The sequence below is a fragment of the Pseudomonas sp. AK181 genome, from assembly GCF_051122975.1.
In the GTDB taxonomy this organism is placed as follows: Bacteria; Pseudomonadota; Gammaproteobacteria; order Pseudomonadales; family Pseudomonadaceae; genus Aquipseudomonas; species Aquipseudomonas lactis.
Map to the genome: position 1 here is coordinate 2,738,859 of NZ_CP146348.1, position 15,943 is coordinate 2,754,801.

Here is a 15,943-nt window from a genome sequence, read left to right on the forward strand (position 1 = left end):
AGTGGTGGGGCAAGAGCCCTTTGGTTACTTTGGGGCTTTTCCAAAGTGACCCGCCGTCAGGGCGGAACCCTAAGTGGCCGTTACCGCAGCAATGGATATGCACACAATCCAACTGTGTTGACTGCCAGGCTGCCTTCGCGAGCAAGCCCACACACACAGTGGGATCGCTGGGGTTTCAGGTAGATAGGTGTCGGCTTTCAGGCCGTCATCGCAGGCAAGCCAGCTCCCACACTTGATTGTATTGGCCTCAGGGTTTTGCCATCACCGCCATAAACAACGGTGAATCCAGAAACCGTTGCAGCCAAGCCTGCAAACGCCGATACGGCGTGCTCGCAAACCACTCCCGATCCACATGGGCAAACTGGCGTACAAACGGCATCAGCGCCGCATCTGCCAGGCTCAGGTGGTCGGCGAGCAGGTATTCACGGGCTGCCAGCAATGTTTCCAGTTTCTGTAAGAACACTTCACCCTCGGCCCGATAGTGCTCCATCGGTTGCTCCGGGTAGCGTTCGGCGTACTTGTATCGATTCAAATGGTGCTTGAACACCTGATCATTCTCGGCAATCAACGCCAGCACCCCAGCGTCACCTTGCAGCAGCCAATCACCGGGATCGTGCTGCGCCAGTGCCCACTGCATGATCTGCAGGCTTTCCTCGATCACGCGGCCTTCGACGCTCAGCACCGGCACCGTGCCCTTGGGCGACAGCGCCAGCATCTCGGCCGGTTTGGCTTTCAGGCTGACTTCGATAATGCGCACTGCCACGCCGGAGTAGCGCAGCGCCAGCCGCGCGCGCATTGCATAGGGGCAGCGCCGGAACGAATACAGCAGCGCTTCGCTCACTTGACCTCCAACGTGCTCAGGCCATTGCCCTGGCGCTGGACCTGGATCTGCACCGGGATGCGTTCATGCATTTCCTGTACATGGGAGATCACCGCCACTTTGCGGCCCTGGGCTTGCAAGCCGTCCAGGGCGTCCATTGCCAGTTGCAATGACTCGGGATCGAGGCTGCCAAAGCCTTCGTCGATAAACAGCGACTCGATCTTCAAGGTGCTCGACGCCATCGACGCCAGCCCCAACGCCAGTGCCAACGACACCAGGAAGGTTTCGCCACCGGACAGCGAGTGCACCGAGCGCAGTTCATCGCCCATCTCTGTGTCCATCACCAACAGCCCGAGCATGCTGCCGCCGCGTTTAAGCCGGTAGCGGCGCACCAGTTGGCGCAGTTGCACGTTGGCGTGGTGCACCAGCAAGTCGAGGTTGTAGGCCTGAGCGATCTTGCGGAAGGTATCGCCGGTGGCCGAGCCGATCAGCGCATTCAGGCGTGCCCAGCGCTGCCATTGTTCGTAAGCCTTGGCGATCTGTTCGGCCAGGGCCTGGTTGGCATTCTGGCGGCGCTGGTCTTCGGATTGGCGTGCGCGCAGTTCGGCGCAGTGTTTCTCACCCTCGAGCAGTTGCTGGTTAAGCGTTGCCAGGGTGACGTCCAGTTGCTCGGCTTCCAGGTTGCCATTGTGCAGGGCCTGGTGTTCGGCCAGGCGCTGTTCGCGCTCGTGCAGCAGAACCTTGGCTTGCTCCACGGCCTTTTCGCTGCTGTGCAGGTGCTGGCGTAACTGCGCGACTTGGGCCTCATCAAAGGCCAACAGGCGTGCCAGGCCCTGATCATCCAGTTCGGGGTGCAGGGCGCGCCATTCGCTGATGCGTGTCGCGAGGGCTTGCTGTTCCGCCTCCAATGCCTGCTGGCGTTGCTGCTGGGCGTTGAGGTCGGCGGCCAGCTGTACCAGGGCCGTGTGCACGGCGTGCAGTTCCTGGTTGGCGTCGGTCTCGCTTTGGCGGGACTGGGTGACGGCTTGTTCCAGTTGCTGTTGCCAGTGTTCGGCGCTGGGGTGGTCCCCTAGCAAGGCGCGGAGTTTTTCCTGGACAGCGTGTTGCTGGTCAGCCAGCTCGGCGACTTGCAGATTCACAGCGTCGAGTTGCTGCTGACGATGCTGCTGGTGGGTGTGTTGTTTCTCGATGGCCTGTTGGCGCTCCTGCTGCTCGGCCTGCTCGTCGCGTTGGTGGCCCAACTGCTCAAGGCGCTGGCTGACCTGCTGGTCGAGCTGCATGAAGGTCGCCGCAGGCGCGCTGCGTAAACCCTCCAACGTCTGGGCGGGCAACAGGCTGGAGAAGGCGCTGAGTTCCGCCTCCAGGCGTTCGCGGTCGCCGGCCAGTTGCCGCTGTTGGTCCACCAGCAGTTGACGGGCTTGCTGGCTGGCCTCCTGGGCCGCTTGCAATTGTTGCTGCAAGCGCCCGGCGTTCTGTTGCAGGTTGAGCAGGGCGCCCTGGCGTTGTTCGTCCTGGCTGATGTTTTGCGTCAACTGGGTCAGTTGCTGGGCCAGCCAAGGGCTGCGCTTGTCGACGTCCTGGTTGAACAGCGAGGCGCACAGCGGATGGGCTTGCAGGCTCGGTGCCAAGCCCTGCTGCTGGGTGGCCAGCTGTTCTTGCTGTTGCAGGAATTCTTTTTGTTGAGCGATCAGGCCGCCCACTTCTCCGCGCAGTTCGGTGAGTTTTTCCTTGAGGCTGTCGACGGCTTTCTGCGCCGCCGCCTCTTCACTTTCATCATGGCGGCCCAGGCTTTGCAGCAGGGCTTCAGGCTGGTGATAGGGGTGTTCGTGGCTGCCGCACACCGGGCAAGGTTGGTCATCCTGCAACTGCTCGCGTAATTCCTCGACGCTGGCACTGCGGGCCAGGCGTTGGCGTTCCAGCAGTTGTTTGGTCACCGCCAGGGTTTGTTCGGCAACGGTGAGTTCTGCCTTGGTTTGCAGGCCGGTCTGGTTCAGTTGTTCGCGTTTTTGCGCGGCCTCGCCGAGTCTTTGCGTGAGCGCAGCGGCCTGTTGATCCAACTGTTGCTGGCTGTCCCACAAGCGGGCCAGGTCTTCGAAGGCGCGCTGTTGCTTGCGATTGTCTTGCAGCAGGCTGGCCAGTAACTGGATTTGTTCGGCCACTGCGTGCGGTTCGGCACCGGCCTCGTGGTAGAGCAGGTCCAGGGCTTCGCGTTGCTGGGTGAACTGTTCGGCGGCGGCACTGGCGCGCTGTTCGAGCTGCCCCAGCTCGGCCTGGCCTTGGTTGAGCCGATTGCCGATCAACACCAACTGTTGCAGGCGGTCACGGTAGGCGTTCCAGGCATCGCTCAGCGGGGCGAGGGCGGCGCTGTGCTCAAGCTCGGTGGCCAGGCGTTGCAGGCGCTCGGTGCCTTGGGCCTGTGTGTGTTGCAAGCCGTCGAGCAGGGCCTGGCCTTCGGTGCAGGCGCTTTCGTGCTGGTGTTTTTCTTCGTTGCGCTTGGCCAGTTCGCGGCTCACGTGGGCGAGGGTGTTTTGCTCTTCGATGGCCTGGCGCAGCAGGGGCGCGGCGTCTGCCTGGGTTTTCAGGGCCTCAGCCAGTGCTGCCTGGGCGGCCACTTGCTGGTGTTGCGCCTGTTCCTGGCGGGTGTGCAGGGCGGTCTGTTGCTCGAGGTGCTGGGCAATCTGTGCCGCCAGGGGTGTCAACAAGGTGGCGAGTTCTGCCTGGCGCAGGAAGTGATGGCGTTGCGGTGCCAACTGCTCCAGCAGGCTCAGGTCTTGGCGTTGCTGGCCTTGGCTCGCCCAGGTCGCTTCGTCGCGTTGCAGTTGCTCCACTGCGTGTTGATGGCGCTCCTGCCATTCACGCAGCTCCTTGAGCCAGGTGTGCTGCAGCTCCAACTGCTTGAGCTGGGCTTGCTGGGCCTTGAGCTGTTGCTGAGCTTCGGCCAGCTGTTGGTCCAGCTCGGCGCGGGCTTCGGGGGCCAGGGGCACTACGCCGGTGGCTTGGTCCTGCAACTGTTTGTGGGAGTCCTTGGCCTCTTTGGCCTTGTCGAACGCGCGGCGGCCGAGTTGGGTGTAGAGCGCGGTGTCGGTGAGCTTTTCCAGCAATTCGCTGCGCTCATTGTCATTGGCCTTGAGGAAGGCGCTGAACTCGCTTTGCGCCAGCAGCACCGCACGGGTGAACTGCTCGAAGTTCAGGCCCAGGGCCAATTCCAGCTGGGTCTTGTATTCGGTTTTCTGGCTGGCCAGCAGTTGGTCGCTGTCCAGGTCGATCAGGCTTTGCCGGCTGTTCTGCAGCTTGCCGCTGGCTTTGTCACGGGCGCGGTTGGCTTCCCAGCGCGCACGGTAGCGACGGCCACTGACCCCGACAAAATCCACCTCGGCATAGCCGCCGCCAGTGCCGCGGCGAATCAGGGTGCGCGGGTCGCCGATGGAAATATCCGTATCGGCATCTGGCATCTTGGCCTGGCCGGTGTCACCCAGACGCGGCACCGCGCCAAACAGCGCCAGGCACAACGCATCGAGCAGGGTGCTTTTACCCGCGCCAGTCGGCCCGGTGATGGCGAACAGGCCCGCACTGGCCAGCGGCTCGGCGGTAAAGTCGATCTCGAACGGGCCGGCCAGGGAGGCGAGGTTTTTCAGGCGGATGGCGAGGATCTTCATGGCTGTTCGCCCTCCTGTTGTACTTCCTGGAGCAGCACGGCGAAGTCCTTCAAGGTCTGTTCATCCACTTCACTGCCGTAGCTGTCCTGCCAGGCGCGGCTGAACAACTCCTGGGGCGTGAGTTGGTCGAGTTCGATCAGTTGCGCATCGTCCGTCTCTGCACTGCCGCGTGTGCCGGCGTATTCGGCGGCGATACGCACCAGGCGCACGGCCTTGCCTTGCAACGCGGTTTCGATCTGTTGGCGCAGGTCTGGTTGCGGCTCGTCGAGGCGCACGCGCACTTCCAGCCAGGGGTGGCGCTGGGTTTCGGCGAGCAGGTCGATGTCGGGCAACTCACCGAGTTGCTTGAGGATATCGGCCAGGGGCGCGGCGTCCAGGCGTTGCAGGTTGACGGAGCGGGGGATCAGGATCGGTTCGCAGCCCACCAGCCTTTCGCCCTGGAACGTCACGTCGAGAATCTGGTGCTTGTAGCCGATTTCGGAGAACGACAAGGGGATCGGCGAGCCGCTGTAGCGAATGCGCTCCTCGCCATTGACCTTTTGCGGCTTGTGCAAATGGCCGAGGGCCACATACGCCACGCTTCGGTCGAACAGTGTGGCGGGCAACGCCTCGGCATTGCCGATAATCAGGCTGCGCTCGGAGTCTTCGGATACCGAGCCGCCGGCCATGTGCGCATGGCTGATGGCTATCAACGCCTGGCCTTTGTTGCGCTTGGCGTTGGCGGCCGCGATCAGCCATTCGTGCACTTGGCCGATGCCGCGCAAGTAATCATCGCCCAACTGGGCACCGGTGACTTCCGCCGGGCGCAGGAAGGGCAGCGCCAGGCACCAGGCGGCGATCTTGCCTTTGGCATTGGGCAGCGGGATCAGCAGGCGGTCGGCATCCAGTTGGCCGTCATCCAGCCACAGCACCCGGCCCAGGGCATGGGTGCGCAAGCGGCGCATCAGAGGCGCCGGCAGTTCGATGCGCGAGCCGGAGTCATGGTTACCGGCAATCATCACAATGGTCAGTGTCGGCTGTTGTTCGTGGGCGCTGATGATGAAGTCATACAAACGCTCCTGGGCCTTGAGCGGCGGGTTGACCGTGTCGAAGATATCGCCGGCGATCAACAGCACATCCGGGCGTTGTGCCTTGAGTTGGCCCAGCAACCATTCAAGGAAACAGGCGTGTTCGAAGTCGCGTTCCTGGCCGTGGAGGTTTTGGCCCAAGTGCCAGTCGGAGGTATGAAACAGACGCAAGGCGAACTCCGTGGAGAAGATGAAAAGGAGGGGAGTTTACCTGTAAAAGTGCGCGCGGACTCATGGCCGACGCGATGGTTATTTGTAGGAGCGAGCTTGCTCGCGAAAAACGTCAACGATAACGCGGGCTTTCTGGATAAACGCGGCGCCTGTGAGTTTTTCGCGAGCAAGCTCGCTCCTACACAGGGGTTATGGTGCGTTAGTGGGGTTGGGTTGCAGGCAATCCAGCGCACGGTCGGCGAGGGTGCGCGCCATGTCGATCAGGTGGGCGGTGGAACAGGCCATGTCTCGCTGGGTGCCTTTGAGGCCCTCGGCGGTTTCGGTGGCGGTGGTGGCGGCGCAGCGCAGTAGCGAGGAGATACTGGCGATGGCGTCTTCGAAACTCAGGTCTTCGTGGGCGACGAAAATCGGAAAGGGTGGGTCGGGGATGAGTTTGTTCATGGATAAAGCTCCTGCTTGGATTGGGAGCCATTCTTTTGCCGATCTCACACGTCAAAAGGTGGCAGCTATGTGCGGGGTGAGATACCGGAAAACAGGACCCGGCCAGACCGAAGCCTGCCCGCACACAGCCGCCATAGACGGTTGTAGCGCATTGCGCCTGCTAATAACGGGATCTCACACCCGATCGCTGATAGGCAGCGACGAAGCGAAGGCTAGCCAGTGGGTTGAGCAGGCGCAAGGCCAAAGGATTGTCTAGGAAACGTCCTGCAAGTTAAAGGGATATGGATTGCTGGCCTTTAACAATGCATGTCGAGCGGGTGGTGATAAATGGAACGGCAGGTTGAGTGACGACCACCCACAAGGTGGATTTTTCAATCAATCCCTGAATGAATCAGAGGCCCACCATGTCATTTTCAATAAACCCATCTTCCACTAGCGCTTTCACCGCTCTACCCGAGCAACCGGATGCTGACAGTCGCTCACGCCAAGCTAGCCATCGACAGGCACGAAGCGCTGAAACCCAGGCCAGCGTTCCCGACACGCGCCCTTACGCAAGCGTGACTGACCGACAACTGATAGGGCTGATCCGCGACCACTTCCGCGAATTCGCCGCAGGGGCGACAGACAGCTATGTGAACTTCAATGAGTTGAAAGAAGCCGCCGGCCTGATCACCACCGACAGGACGTTCTCACCGGAGGCCCACCACGCGGCCAAGGAGCTACTCTCACGCCCCAAACTGCTGCGCAAGCTGGATATCGGCATCAGCTTCTTCGGTGGGCCCGGCAAGGAGGATGGCCGGTTCGATATGGATAACCTGAACTATCTATACAAATTCCCCCATCGGGAATGGAAGGTGCCGCGTCGTAATCATTAAGTGCAGGTAGGCGTCCGATCAGGAGTGCAGTTGATCGTTCCCACGCTCCGCGTGGTAACGCATCCTGTGACGCTCTGCGTCACCGTTGCACAACGCTTGAACCTTGGACGCGGAGCGTCCGGGGCGGCATTCCCACGCAGAGCGTGGGAACGATCAGGCTCGGGGGTTACTTGGGGTAGAGCGGCGGCAAGCTGGTGGTGTCGGTCGCCGGGTCTTGCTCGCGTTCGGCCACGGGGATCGCCTTGATCGCCCGCCACAGGTCATCGCCCAACCAGTATTGGCCGCTTTCGCTGTACAGCGCACCATTCAACCCGTCCAGGGCATCCGACAGCGGCACAAACCGTGCGGCCATGTCGGCCAGGGTTTCGGGTTGTTGCCGCGCCCAGGCGTCCAGCGCCTGGCGGGTGGCGTGGGGGTCGTTGGCCTGGGTGGCGCGCTTGAGGTCGTCGAGCAGCGTGCGTGGGCTGGGGCCGGTTTGGGCGGCGCGTTGTACCGCCGGTTGTCGGCGTGCGCGCCACCACAGGCCAAAGCCCAGCAGGGTGGTGCAGGCCAGCATCAGTGTGCTCAGTTGCCACAGCCACAGGCGGTCATCGTCGGGTGCGGTGATGATGGTCGGTGTCGCCGGGGTGTCTACCACCAGGCTGGGGTTCACCGCCACGTGCACGGTGCGCGCCGGCAGGCTGGTGCGTTCCAGATGGTCTTCGTGGGTGTTCCACCACACCACTTCCACGGCGGGCAGTTCCAGCTCGCCGGCGCGGGTCGGCACCAGGGCTTCGCGGTCTTCACGGCTGCCGGTCAGGCCGCGGTCGCTGGTGCGGTTAGCCATCACCGGTTGGTCGGGGTAGCGGCGCAGGCCGTTGACCTCGGTGCCGGGCAGCGCTGGCAATTGTGCGCTGGACAGGCCTTCGGCCTCCACGGTGAGGCTGCGGGTCAGGGAGTCGCCGACTTGCACGTGGTCCGGCGTGGGGTTCCAGCCTTCGCTCAAGCTCAGGCTGCGCGCGGGCAGCCAGGGGGCGTCGGCGGGGTAGGCGTCGGGTTTGGGTTTGACCGTTAAGGGCAGGGGCGCGGAGCTGACGTGAATCATCTTGCCCGGCTTGGTGCCCTGCAGGGTGTTTTCCTGGGGCGGTCGCGATTCCACCAGGGTGGCGCTGAAGGTCTGTGCCGGAATCACCACGGCGCCACTGTGTTGCGGGTAGAGGGCGTAGCGGGTTTCGATCACGCCATGGCGGATGCTGTTGATGACCTTCTCATAGGTGCGTGATTCGCCCAGTTGTTCGACACGTGCATCCGGTATCTGCAAAGGCGTGAGGCTGCTGTCGTCATACAGCGACACCGAGTGGTACACGCGCACGGTCAATAGGGCCTGAGCCTGCACATACACGCTGGTCTGGTCGAGGTTGGCTTCGATGAACACCGGGGCCAGTTCGGCGCTGGTGTTCTGGCTGGCGCTTTCCACCACTTGCAGGGTGATCGGCTGGGTCTTGAGTGCGCCCACTTGCAGCGGCGGGATGACCACGTTGCCGTTCACCTTGGGCAGCAGGGTGATGATCCAGCGGGTGGTGGCGTGGTTGTCGCCGTCCAGCGTGGTGAGTTGGTTGATCTGGCGGGTGCCGCTGACTTCGAACTGCGCGTCCAGGGGCGACAGGTCCGGTTTGCCGAATTGGGTCACATCACTCGATTGCACCGTCAGCTCCACCGTTTCCCCAGAGTTGAGGCGGCTGCGGTCTACGCTGGCGACCAGGTCCGCCGCCTGGGCGTGGCCTGCCGACAACGCGAGCAGGAGCAAAAGGGTGGTGCGGCGGCTCATCGAGTGGTGTCCTGATGTTGTTGCTGTTCGTACCAGAATTTGCGGCGCAACAGCTCGCCCGGGTTGTCCGGGATCTCCTGCAACCATTGCTCCAGCGCTTGGCGGCGCTCGCCTTCCAGGCGCGTGTCGGCAGGGCGCAGTGGCGGCGTGGTGGTTTGCTCGTCGCCCAGTTCGCTGCCTGGCACTTCGTTGCCGCCTGGCTGTGGCGTAGCGGCTGTCTGAGTCTCACCGGTGCCGGCTTCGCCCTGGCCGTGGGACGACTGCTCGCCACCCTGTGCCGTTTGTGCGCTGGCACCCGGTTGCGCAGTTTGGCCGGGTTGGGCGGTTTCGTCATCTTCGTTTTTTGCTGGCGGCTCTGCCTCGGGCTGCGCTTGCTCCTGCATCAGGGTTTCCACCAGGGCTTTGTTTTTCAGTGCCGGTTGCAAATCGGGCTGGGCTTCCAGGGCTTGTTCATACGCATCAATGGCCGCTTCAAGCTCACCGGCCTTGGCCAGGGCATTGCCACGGTTGTAGTGGGAATAGGCGTCGCTGCCTTGGGCAAACCGCTTGATGGCCTCGGCGTAATTACCGGCCTCGTACAACGCCACGCCTTGCCATTGCGGGTCCTGGAAGTGTTCGGCGGCTTCGGCCGGGCGTTTGTGCTTGAGCAGGTACTGGCCTTGTTGGTCGGGGCGCAGCCACAGGTCCTGCAGCCCAAAGGCGTAGCTGGGTTGCGGCGCGCCCATCAGCAGCAAGGGCAGGCAGAACAGCCAGCCGCGGCGCCCGGCGCATGCGGCCAGCAGCAACAGCGGCAAGAGCAGCCAGTAACCCTGGTCGGCCCAGGTGTCCAGGCGCAGCCGTTGGCCGTCGTCGCGCAGTGCTTGGGCACTGTCGAGCATGCCGAGTTGGCGCAGGTCCTTGTCATCCAGGCGCGCCGCACGGTAGCGGCCGCCCATTTCGCTGGCGAACGCCTTGAGGGTCGGGCTGTCGAGACGCGGCACCAGGATCGCGCCCTGGTCGTCCTTGAGGAACTCGCCGCTTTCCTGAGTCACCGGCGTGCCTTCGCGACTGCCGATACCGAGGATCGACAACGTTGGAGCCTGAGCACTTTGCAGTTGCAGGCGAATGCCTTGGCGCTCTTGTTTGGACAGTGAGGAACCGATCAGCAGCAGGCGCCCCTGGCCGAGACCGCCTTGCTTGAGCAGGCCCAGGGCTTTTTCCACGGCCAGATCGGCACGATGGCCGGGCTCGGGCATGATCGAGGGGCGCAGGGCTTCCAACAGGTTGCGGCTGGTGGCCAGGTCATCGGACAGCGGCACCAAGGTGTGAGCGCTGCCGGCGTATACGATGATGGCTGTTTGCGCATCGGTGCGTGCTTGCAGCAAGTCATACAGCTTGCGCCGCGCCTGCTCCAGGCGGTTGGGCGGGCTGTCGGTGGCGAGCATTTCCGGGGTCAGCTCCAGCAGCACCACCAAGGGGTCGGAAGGTTTTTGGCTGGCCTGTTCAACCCGTTGCCAACTGGGGCCCAGCAACGCCAGCACGGCCAACAGCCAGGCGATGCCGAGCACCACCCACGGCGATTTACTCTCGCGGCCATTGCCACCACTGAGCAACTCGGCATGGAACGCCGGCGGCAGGATCATCTGCCAGCGCCCGGCGCGCTTTTGCCGGTGCCACAATTGCCACAGCAACCAGCCAAGCAGGGGCAGCAATAACAGCCACCAGGGGCGCAACCAGTGCGGCCACAGCGCGATCATCGACGCCTCCGCAAACGCAGGCGCTGCAGACGCTGGCGCCATTCAGGGTGTTGCTGCAAAAAGATGCCCCTGCTCGATAGTCGATTGAAGGCGCGCTGCAAGGCGTTATTCGGCCAGCGTTCCTGCACCACCAACAACAGGCTCAAAACCAACGCCAGGGCCAATGGGCCGCTGTACAGCGCCTGGGCCGGGCGCGCCTGGGTCGGTTGTTGCTCCACCGGTTCAAGGGTGTCGAGGGTGTCCTTGATCTTCAGCAGTTCCTCGCCGTCACGGGCGCGGAAATACTGGCCGCCGGTGGCCTCGGCCAGTGCCTTGAGCGCCGGTTCGTCGAGGTCCAGGCTCGGGTTGACGCCCAGGATGCCCAGGGAGCCGGTTTGCTCGGGGTCGGCGCCGATGCCGATGGGGTAGATTTTCACGCCTTCTTCAGCCGCCAGGCGCGCGGCGGTCAACGGGTCGATCTGCCCGGCGTTGTTGGCACCGTCAGTAACCAGGATCAGCACGCGGCTTTGCGCCGGGCGTTGGCGCAGGCGCTTGAGGGCCAGGCCGATGGCGTCGCCGATGGCGGTGTTCTTGCCAGCAATGCCGATGCGCGCTTCATCCAGCCAGGTGCGCACGGTGCGGCGGTCAAAGGTCAGGGGCGCTTGCAGGTAGGCTTGGCTGCCAAACAGGATCAGGCCTACGCGGTCACCTTCACGCTCCTCCAGAAAGTCTCCCAGCAGGTGCTTGACCAGAGCCAGGCGGCTCACGTCTTCGTCCTGCCAATGCATATCGGGAAAATCCATGGAGCCGGAGACGTCCACCGCCACCAACAGGTCCCGACCGCTGGCCGCAATCGGCAAGGGTTCGCCCAGCCATTGCGGGCGGGCGGCGGCGGTCAACAGCAGCAACCACAGCACCACGAATGGGGCTTGCTGGCGCCAGCCGGGCAGGTTGACCCGGGCACGGCGGCGGGCCAGGCCTTCAAGGTCGCTGAGGTAGCTGACTTTGAGCGCCGGTTCGCCGCTGTCGGCCACGGGCAGCACCAGGCGCATGATCCACGGCAGTGGCAACAGGGCGAAGATCCACGGCCAGGCGAACTCAAACATGTTTGCGAATCCAGGTGTCGACGGCTTGGGTCAGGCCAGCGATGGCTTTGTCGTCGAGCTTGCATTCGGGCTTGTAGGCGCCTTCCACCAACACCATCCAGCGCGTCAGGCCGGCGGCGGGGCAGCGGTTATCCAGGAAAGCCAGCCATTTGCGCCCGTTGAGGGTGTGGCTCTGGCTATAAGGGTAGTCGTTACGGCACAGGCGCTTGAGCAGGCCGTTGAGTTGCTGCAACCAGGCGCCAGCCGGCGCGCCGTCGTAGGGCTTGGGCATCAAAGCCAGCTCGGCCAGGGCTGCGATACGCAACGGGTCCAGCGGTTGTTCGGCACGCGCCACGGGGCGGCGAGCCGGCAGATAACGGCGCAGCCACCACAGGCCCCAACCGAGCAGGGGGATCACCAGCAGCAACAGCCACCAGCCCGGCGCAGGTGGCCAGAAGCCAATGGCGGGCGGGGCGATCAGCGGTTGCAGTTGGTCCAGGCTGCTCATGGTTTTTTAACCGGGCGTTGCGGGTTGAGGTATTCGCGCAGTTGCTCGACCATTTCACTCTGGGTGCTCAAGGGCATCAACAACAGCCGCAGTTTCTGCGCGAGCAGTTCCCAGCGGGCGATACGGGCTTCGGCCTGGGCCTTGTAGGCTTGGCGCAGGTCGATATTCAGGGTGTCCAGTTCCAGTTGCGCGCCTCTTTGCGCGAAACGCAGCAGCCCGGCGGCGGGCAGGGCGTGGTCCAGCGGGTCGGAGATCGGTAATAACAGCAGGTCGCAATGGCGCGCCAACAGGCTCAGCTGTTGCTCGGCGCCTTCGGTGAGGGCGCGCTCATCGCAGATCACCACCACCAGGCTGCCCGGGCGCAGCACCTCGCGGCCACGGCGCAGGGCCATGCCCAGGGCGTCGGCTTCCGGCTGACGCTCGGTGTTCAGACTCTGGTTGACCCGCACCAGCCGGTTAAGCAGTTGCAACAGGCTTTGCTTGCTGCGCCGTGGCTTGATCTCGTAGTGCTCGCTGTCGCCGAACACCAGCCCGCCCACCCGGTCGTTATGGCCCAGGGCAGCCCAACCGATCAGGCTGGCGGCCTGGGCGGCAAGCACCGACTTGAACATTTGCCCCGAGCCGAAAAACAGCCGGCAACTTTGCTCCACCATAATGAAAATGGGCCGCTCGCGCTCTTCGTGGAACAGCTTGGTGTGCGGCTCCTGAGTACGCGCCGTCACGCGCCAGTCGATGGTGCGCACGTCGTCGCCGGCCTGGTACACGCGCACCTGGTCGAAATCGACGCCACGCCCGCGCAGCTTGGAGTGGTGCAGGCCAACCAGCGGGCTACGCTGGCCAGGCGTGGAGAACAACTGCACCTCACGCACGCGGTGGCGCATCTCAATCAATTCACTGAGGGTTACGCGGATGCCATCGCTTGCGTTCATCGACTTCAAGCGACGGCAACGACGTCGAGAATGCGTTGCACCACGCGGTCCTGGTCGACCCCGGCGGCTTCTGCCTCGAACGACAGGATGATGCGGTGGCGCAGCACGTCGAACAGCACCGCCTGGATATCTTCGGGGCTGACGAAATCGCGACCGGCCAGCCAGGCATGGGCGCGGGCGCAACGGTCCAGGGCGATGGAGCCTCGGGGGCTGGCTCCGTAGGCGATCCACTCGGCCATTTCCGGGTCGAACTTGGACGGGGTGCGCGTGGCCATCACCAGTTGCACCAGGTATTCCTCCACGGCATCGGCCATGTACAGGCCGAGGATTTCCTTGCGTGCGGCAAAGATGGCCTGCTGGCTGACCCGGCGCTCGGGTTTGGTTTCGCCATTGAGCGCTTCGCCACGGGCTTGCTGCAGGATACGGCGCTCGACGGCGGCGTCCGGGAAGCCGATCTTGACGTGCATCAGGAACCGGTCGAGCTGGGCTTCGGGCAGCGGGTAGGTGCCTTCCTGCTCGATGGGGTTTTGCGTGGCCATCACCAAAAACAGCGGCGACAGCTCGTAGGTGCTGCGGCCCACGCTGACCTGGCGCTCGGCCATGGCCTCGAGCAAGGCCGACTGCACCTTGGCCGGGGCACGGTTGATTTCGTCCGCGAGCACCAGGTTATGGAAGATCGGCCCTTGCTGGAACACAAAGCTGCCGGTTTCCGGGCGATAGATCTCGGTGCCGGTGATATCGGCGGGCAGCAGGTCGGGGGTGAACTGGATACGATGGAACTGCGCTTCGATCCCTTCGGCTAACTCCTTGATCGCCTTGGTCTTGGCCAGCCCCGGTGCACCTTCGACCAGCATATGGCCGTCAGCGAGCAGGGCGATCAACAGGCGATCGATGAGTTTTTCCTGGCCGAGAATCTGCGTAGAAAGAAAGGTTCGCAGCGCAAGCAGCGCTTCACGATGTTCCATCGATGACGGTTCCTGGAAAGATGAGCCTGGGTGTTGTGACAGAACACCGGGCCTGGGGCGTTTACTTTAATGCATCGCGGGGTGTGGCGACTAACGGCTTGATGGGTATTTTTGGCGAAACTTACAGGATTGCAGTGTGAGAGGCATAACAGCTGGGTAGGTAGAGTACGGTCACACACTCCACGATGCGAAGCGAGTCGCTCTTGATCTTGATCTGCTTTTGATCTTAGGCGCCCCGTCAAACCACGCTGGCCGGAATTCGACAGGGATTTGGGGGGTAAACCGGCAGGGATGCCGGTTTAGCCGCCCCGCGCCATGGATGGCGCGTGGCGGCGGCCCCCCAAATCACTGGCGGATTACGGGCACACCGAGCCTAAGCGAGGTGCCGAGTGGTGGGGCAAGAGCGTTAATGAGATGGTCAGCCCGGTACGAGAACCCCGGTAAATCTAAAGTTATCGGGGTTCTCACTTACTTGAGGAGACCTCTCATGGACACCTTGGAACTGCTTGGCCTGGATATTGGAAAAAGCACTTTTCATCTCATCGGGCACGATGGCAAAGGCCATGAAGTACTACGCAAGAAATTCAATCGCAATCGCTTGCTTGAGTTCGCTGCAAAACTAAAGCCTTGCACCATCGTGATGGAGTCCTGCGGCGGTTCGCACTGGCTTGCCAGGAAACTCATATCTTTCGGGCATCAAGTGAAGTTGATCGCGCCGCAACATGTAAAACCTTACGTTACCGGCAATAAAAACGACTACATCGATGCTGCTGCCATCTGTGAAGCCGCGTCCCGCCCCAGAACGCGCTACGTCGCGATCAAGACAGTGGAGCAGCAAGTGCTTTCGACCCAGCACCGCCTTCGAGAGGCGCTGGTAGGTCATCGAACTCAAACCATAAATCGCATTCATGGGTTCTTGCTTGAGTTTGGAATTGCGTTGCCTGCGACAAAAGCGGCGATGAATCAGATTCACCAAATTCTGGACGATCCTGTCGCAGAGCTGCCTCAACAGCTGAAGTGCGATATTGAATATCTGCTGGAAGAGATCAAACGGCTCACCGGAGAAATAAAGGCAATTGACCGAAGTATCAAAGAGCAAGTGGCAGCTGATGATGCGGGAACACGCTTAATGAGCATCCCCGGCATCGGCCCGATCATCGCTAGCGCGCTGCTGGCCGACATCGGGGACGCTTCCAATTTTCATTCGGCTCGAGACTTTGCCGCTTCGCTAGGACTGGTGCCGAGGCAATACTCAACAGGCGACCAAACCGTCCTTTTGAACATCAGCAAACGTGGTGATAAGTATCTTCGAAAGCTTCTGGTCCAAGGCTCGCGGGCAGTGTTGGTGCGGATCGACAAACGCAACGATGCTCTTGGAAGGTGGTGCAGAGACCTCCTTGCACGGAAGCACCCAAACAAGGTTGCCTGCGCCTTAGCCAATAAACTGGCAAGAATCGTATGGGCCGTTTTAGCTCGTGGAGGCAGCTACAACGCGCAGTTGGTGACTTGAGCGAAACACTACCGGCTTTTGCGACGACAACGATGATGACGATAAACAGCTCAGATCCTGCTTGAAAACCTGGTAAGCAAAACAGCTTTCGAAGCTGAAGCGTTTTTCAAGGACAGGCGGGAGCGACTATTCATCAAGGGCCGAGCGGTGAAACTGCCAACTATGAGCCCGGATACATTAGCGCAAGCATGCTTTACCGCTCATCGCCTGTGGTTGCAGGAGGTGGGCTGACCATACATTTGCTTACTTTTGCGCTTTTCAAAAGTGAGCCGCTGTCAGAGCGGAACCCTAGGTGGCCGTTACCGCACCAATGGATATGTACTCGGTATAACAGTGTCGACTGTGAGGCCGTCTTCGCAGGCAAGCCAGCTCCCACATGGGGTCTTCGGTGCAT

Annotated in this window: 12 protein-coding genes; 2 read left to right on the forward strand and 10 right to left on the reverse strand. The window is 62.3% G+C overall.

The genetic code is table 11. The features are described from left to right. Positions 1–247: 247 nt before the first annotated feature. The 4 genes from V8689_RS12760 to V8689_RS12775 form a co-directional block, all read right to left on the reverse strand. Complete coding sequence (locus V8689_RS12760; RefSeq protein WP_056784571.1) at positions 248–841, reverse strand: glutathione S-transferase; 594 nt, start codon at positions 839–841, stop codon at positions 248–250. Further along, a complete protein-coding gene (locus tag V8689_RS12765) occupies positions 838–4,476 on the reverse strand; it encodes an AAA family ATPase (RefSeq protein ID WP_056784575.1) in 3,639 nt (1,212 codons plus the stop codon). Before V8689_RS12765 ends, V8689_RS12760 begins: the two co-directional genes overlap by 4 nt. Further along, positions 4,473–5,714 (reverse strand): exonuclease SbcCD subunit D C-terminal domain-containing protein, encoded by a 1,242-nt coding sequence (locus V8689_RS12770; RefSeq protein WP_056784578.1) that lies wholly within the window; start codon positions 5,712–5,714, stop codon positions 4,473–4,475. The genes V8689_RS12765 and V8689_RS12770 overlap by 4 nt, the downstream gene beginning before the upstream one ends. 189 nt (positions 5,715–5,903) lie before the next feature. Next, complete coding sequence (locus tag V8689_RS12775; RefSeq protein ID WP_047710694.1) at positions 5,904–6,155, reverse strand: DUF6124 family protein; 252 nt, start codon at positions 6,153–6,155, stop codon at positions 5,904–5,906. A gap of 557 nt (positions 6,156–6,712) precedes the next feature. Between V8689_RS12775 and V8689_RS12780 the strand changes: the two genes are divergently transcribed. After that, positions 6,713–7,030, forward strand: coding sequence for a hypothetical protein (locus V8689_RS12780; protein WP_223816956.1), 318 nt, complete (start codon positions 6,713–6,715; stop codon positions 7,028–7,030). 166 nt (positions 7,031–7,196) lie between these two features. On the opposite strand, the gene V8689_RS12785 is transcribed toward V8689_RS12780, so the two are convergent. From V8689_RS12785 to V8689_RS12810, 6 genes are read right to left on the reverse strand one after another with little or no spacing between them, the layout of a single operon-like run. Next, positions 7,197–8,837: a BatD family protein gene (locus V8689_RS12785; protein ID WP_056784581.1), complete on the reverse strand. Its 1,641-nt coding sequence runs from the start codon at positions 8,835–8,837 to the stop codon at positions 7,197–7,199. Further along, complete coding sequence (locus tag V8689_RS12790; RefSeq protein WP_056784584.1) at positions 8,834–10,573, reverse strand: tetratricopeptide repeat protein; 1,740 nt, start codon at positions 10,571–10,573, stop codon at positions 8,834–8,836. The genes V8689_RS12785 and V8689_RS12790 overlap by 4 nt, the downstream gene beginning before the upstream one ends. Next, the gene (locus V8689_RS12795) at positions 10,570–11,658 is read right to left on the reverse strand and encodes a vWA domain-containing protein (RefSeq protein ID WP_056784588.1); all 1,089 of its coding nucleotides are present in this window, start codon (positions 11,656–11,658) and stop codon (positions 10,570–10,572) included. The genes V8689_RS12790 and V8689_RS12795 overlap by 4 nt, the downstream gene beginning before the upstream one ends. Further along, on the reverse strand, positions 11,651–12,145 hold the full coding sequence (locus V8689_RS12800) for a DUF4381 domain-containing protein (RefSeq protein WP_056784594.1): 495 nt from the start codon (positions 12,143–12,145) through the stop codon (positions 11,651–11,653). Before V8689_RS12800 ends, V8689_RS12795 begins: the two co-directional genes overlap by 8 nt. Next, entirely contained in the window at positions 12,142–13,074 is a 933-nt protein-coding gene (locus V8689_RS12805; protein ID WP_044273431.1) for a DUF58 domain-containing protein, read from the reverse strand. The genes V8689_RS12800 and V8689_RS12805 overlap by 4 nt, the downstream gene beginning before the upstream one ends. A 5-nt stretch (positions 13,075–13,079) precedes the next feature. Further along, on the reverse strand, positions 13,080–14,039 hold the full coding sequence (locus V8689_RS12810) for an AAA family ATPase (RefSeq protein ID WP_032892134.1): 960 nt from the start codon (positions 14,037–14,039) through the stop codon (positions 13,080–13,082). Between the two features lie 487 nt (positions 14,040–14,526). Between V8689_RS12810 and V8689_RS12815 the strand changes: the two genes are divergently transcribed. Further along, positions 14,527–15,549 (forward strand): IS110 family transposase, encoded by a 1,023-nt coding sequence (locus V8689_RS12815; protein WP_056784597.1) that lies wholly within the window; start codon positions 14,527–14,529, stop codon positions 15,547–15,549. The last annotated feature ends 394 nt before the right edge of the window (positions 15,550–15,943 follow it).

Bases quoted from the DNA above. Each gene is read 5' to 3' on its own strand.
- V8689_RS12765 (WP_056784575.1), bottom strand. From the start codon at position 4,476: ATGAAGATCCTCGCCATCCGCCTGAAAAACCTCGCCTCCCTGGCCGGC.
- V8689_RS12775 (WP_047710694.1), bottom strand. From the start codon at position 6,155: ATGAACAAACTCATCCCCGACCCACCCTTTCCGATTTTCGTCGCCCAC.
- V8689_RS12785 (WP_056784581.1), bottom strand. From the start codon at position 8,837: ATGAGCCGCCGCACCACCCTTTTGCTCCTGCTCGCGTTGTCGGCAGGC.
- V8689_RS12790 (WP_056784584.1), bottom strand. From the start codon at position 10,573: ATGATCGCGCTGTGGCCGCACTGGTTGCGCCCCTGGTGGCTGTTATTG.
- V8689_RS12795 (WP_056784588.1), bottom strand. From the start codon at position 11,658: ATGTTTGAGTTCGCCTGGCCGTGGATCTTCGCCCTGTTGCCACTGCCG.
- V8689_RS12800 (WP_056784594.1), bottom strand. From the start codon at position 12,145: ATGAGCAGCCTGGACCAACTGCAACCGCTGATCGCCCCGCCCGCCATT.
- V8689_RS12805 (WP_044273431.1), bottom strand. From the start codon at position 13,074: ATGAACGCAAGCGATGGCATCCGCGTAACCCTCAGTGAATTGATTGAG.
- V8689_RS12810 (WP_032892134.1), bottom strand. From the start codon at position 14,039: ATGGAACATCGTGAAGCGCTGCTTGCGCTGCGAACCTTTCTTTCTACG.
- V8689_RS12815 (WP_056784597.1), top strand. From the start codon at position 14,527: ATGGACACCTTGGAACTGCTTGGCCTGGATATTGGAAAAAGCACTTTT.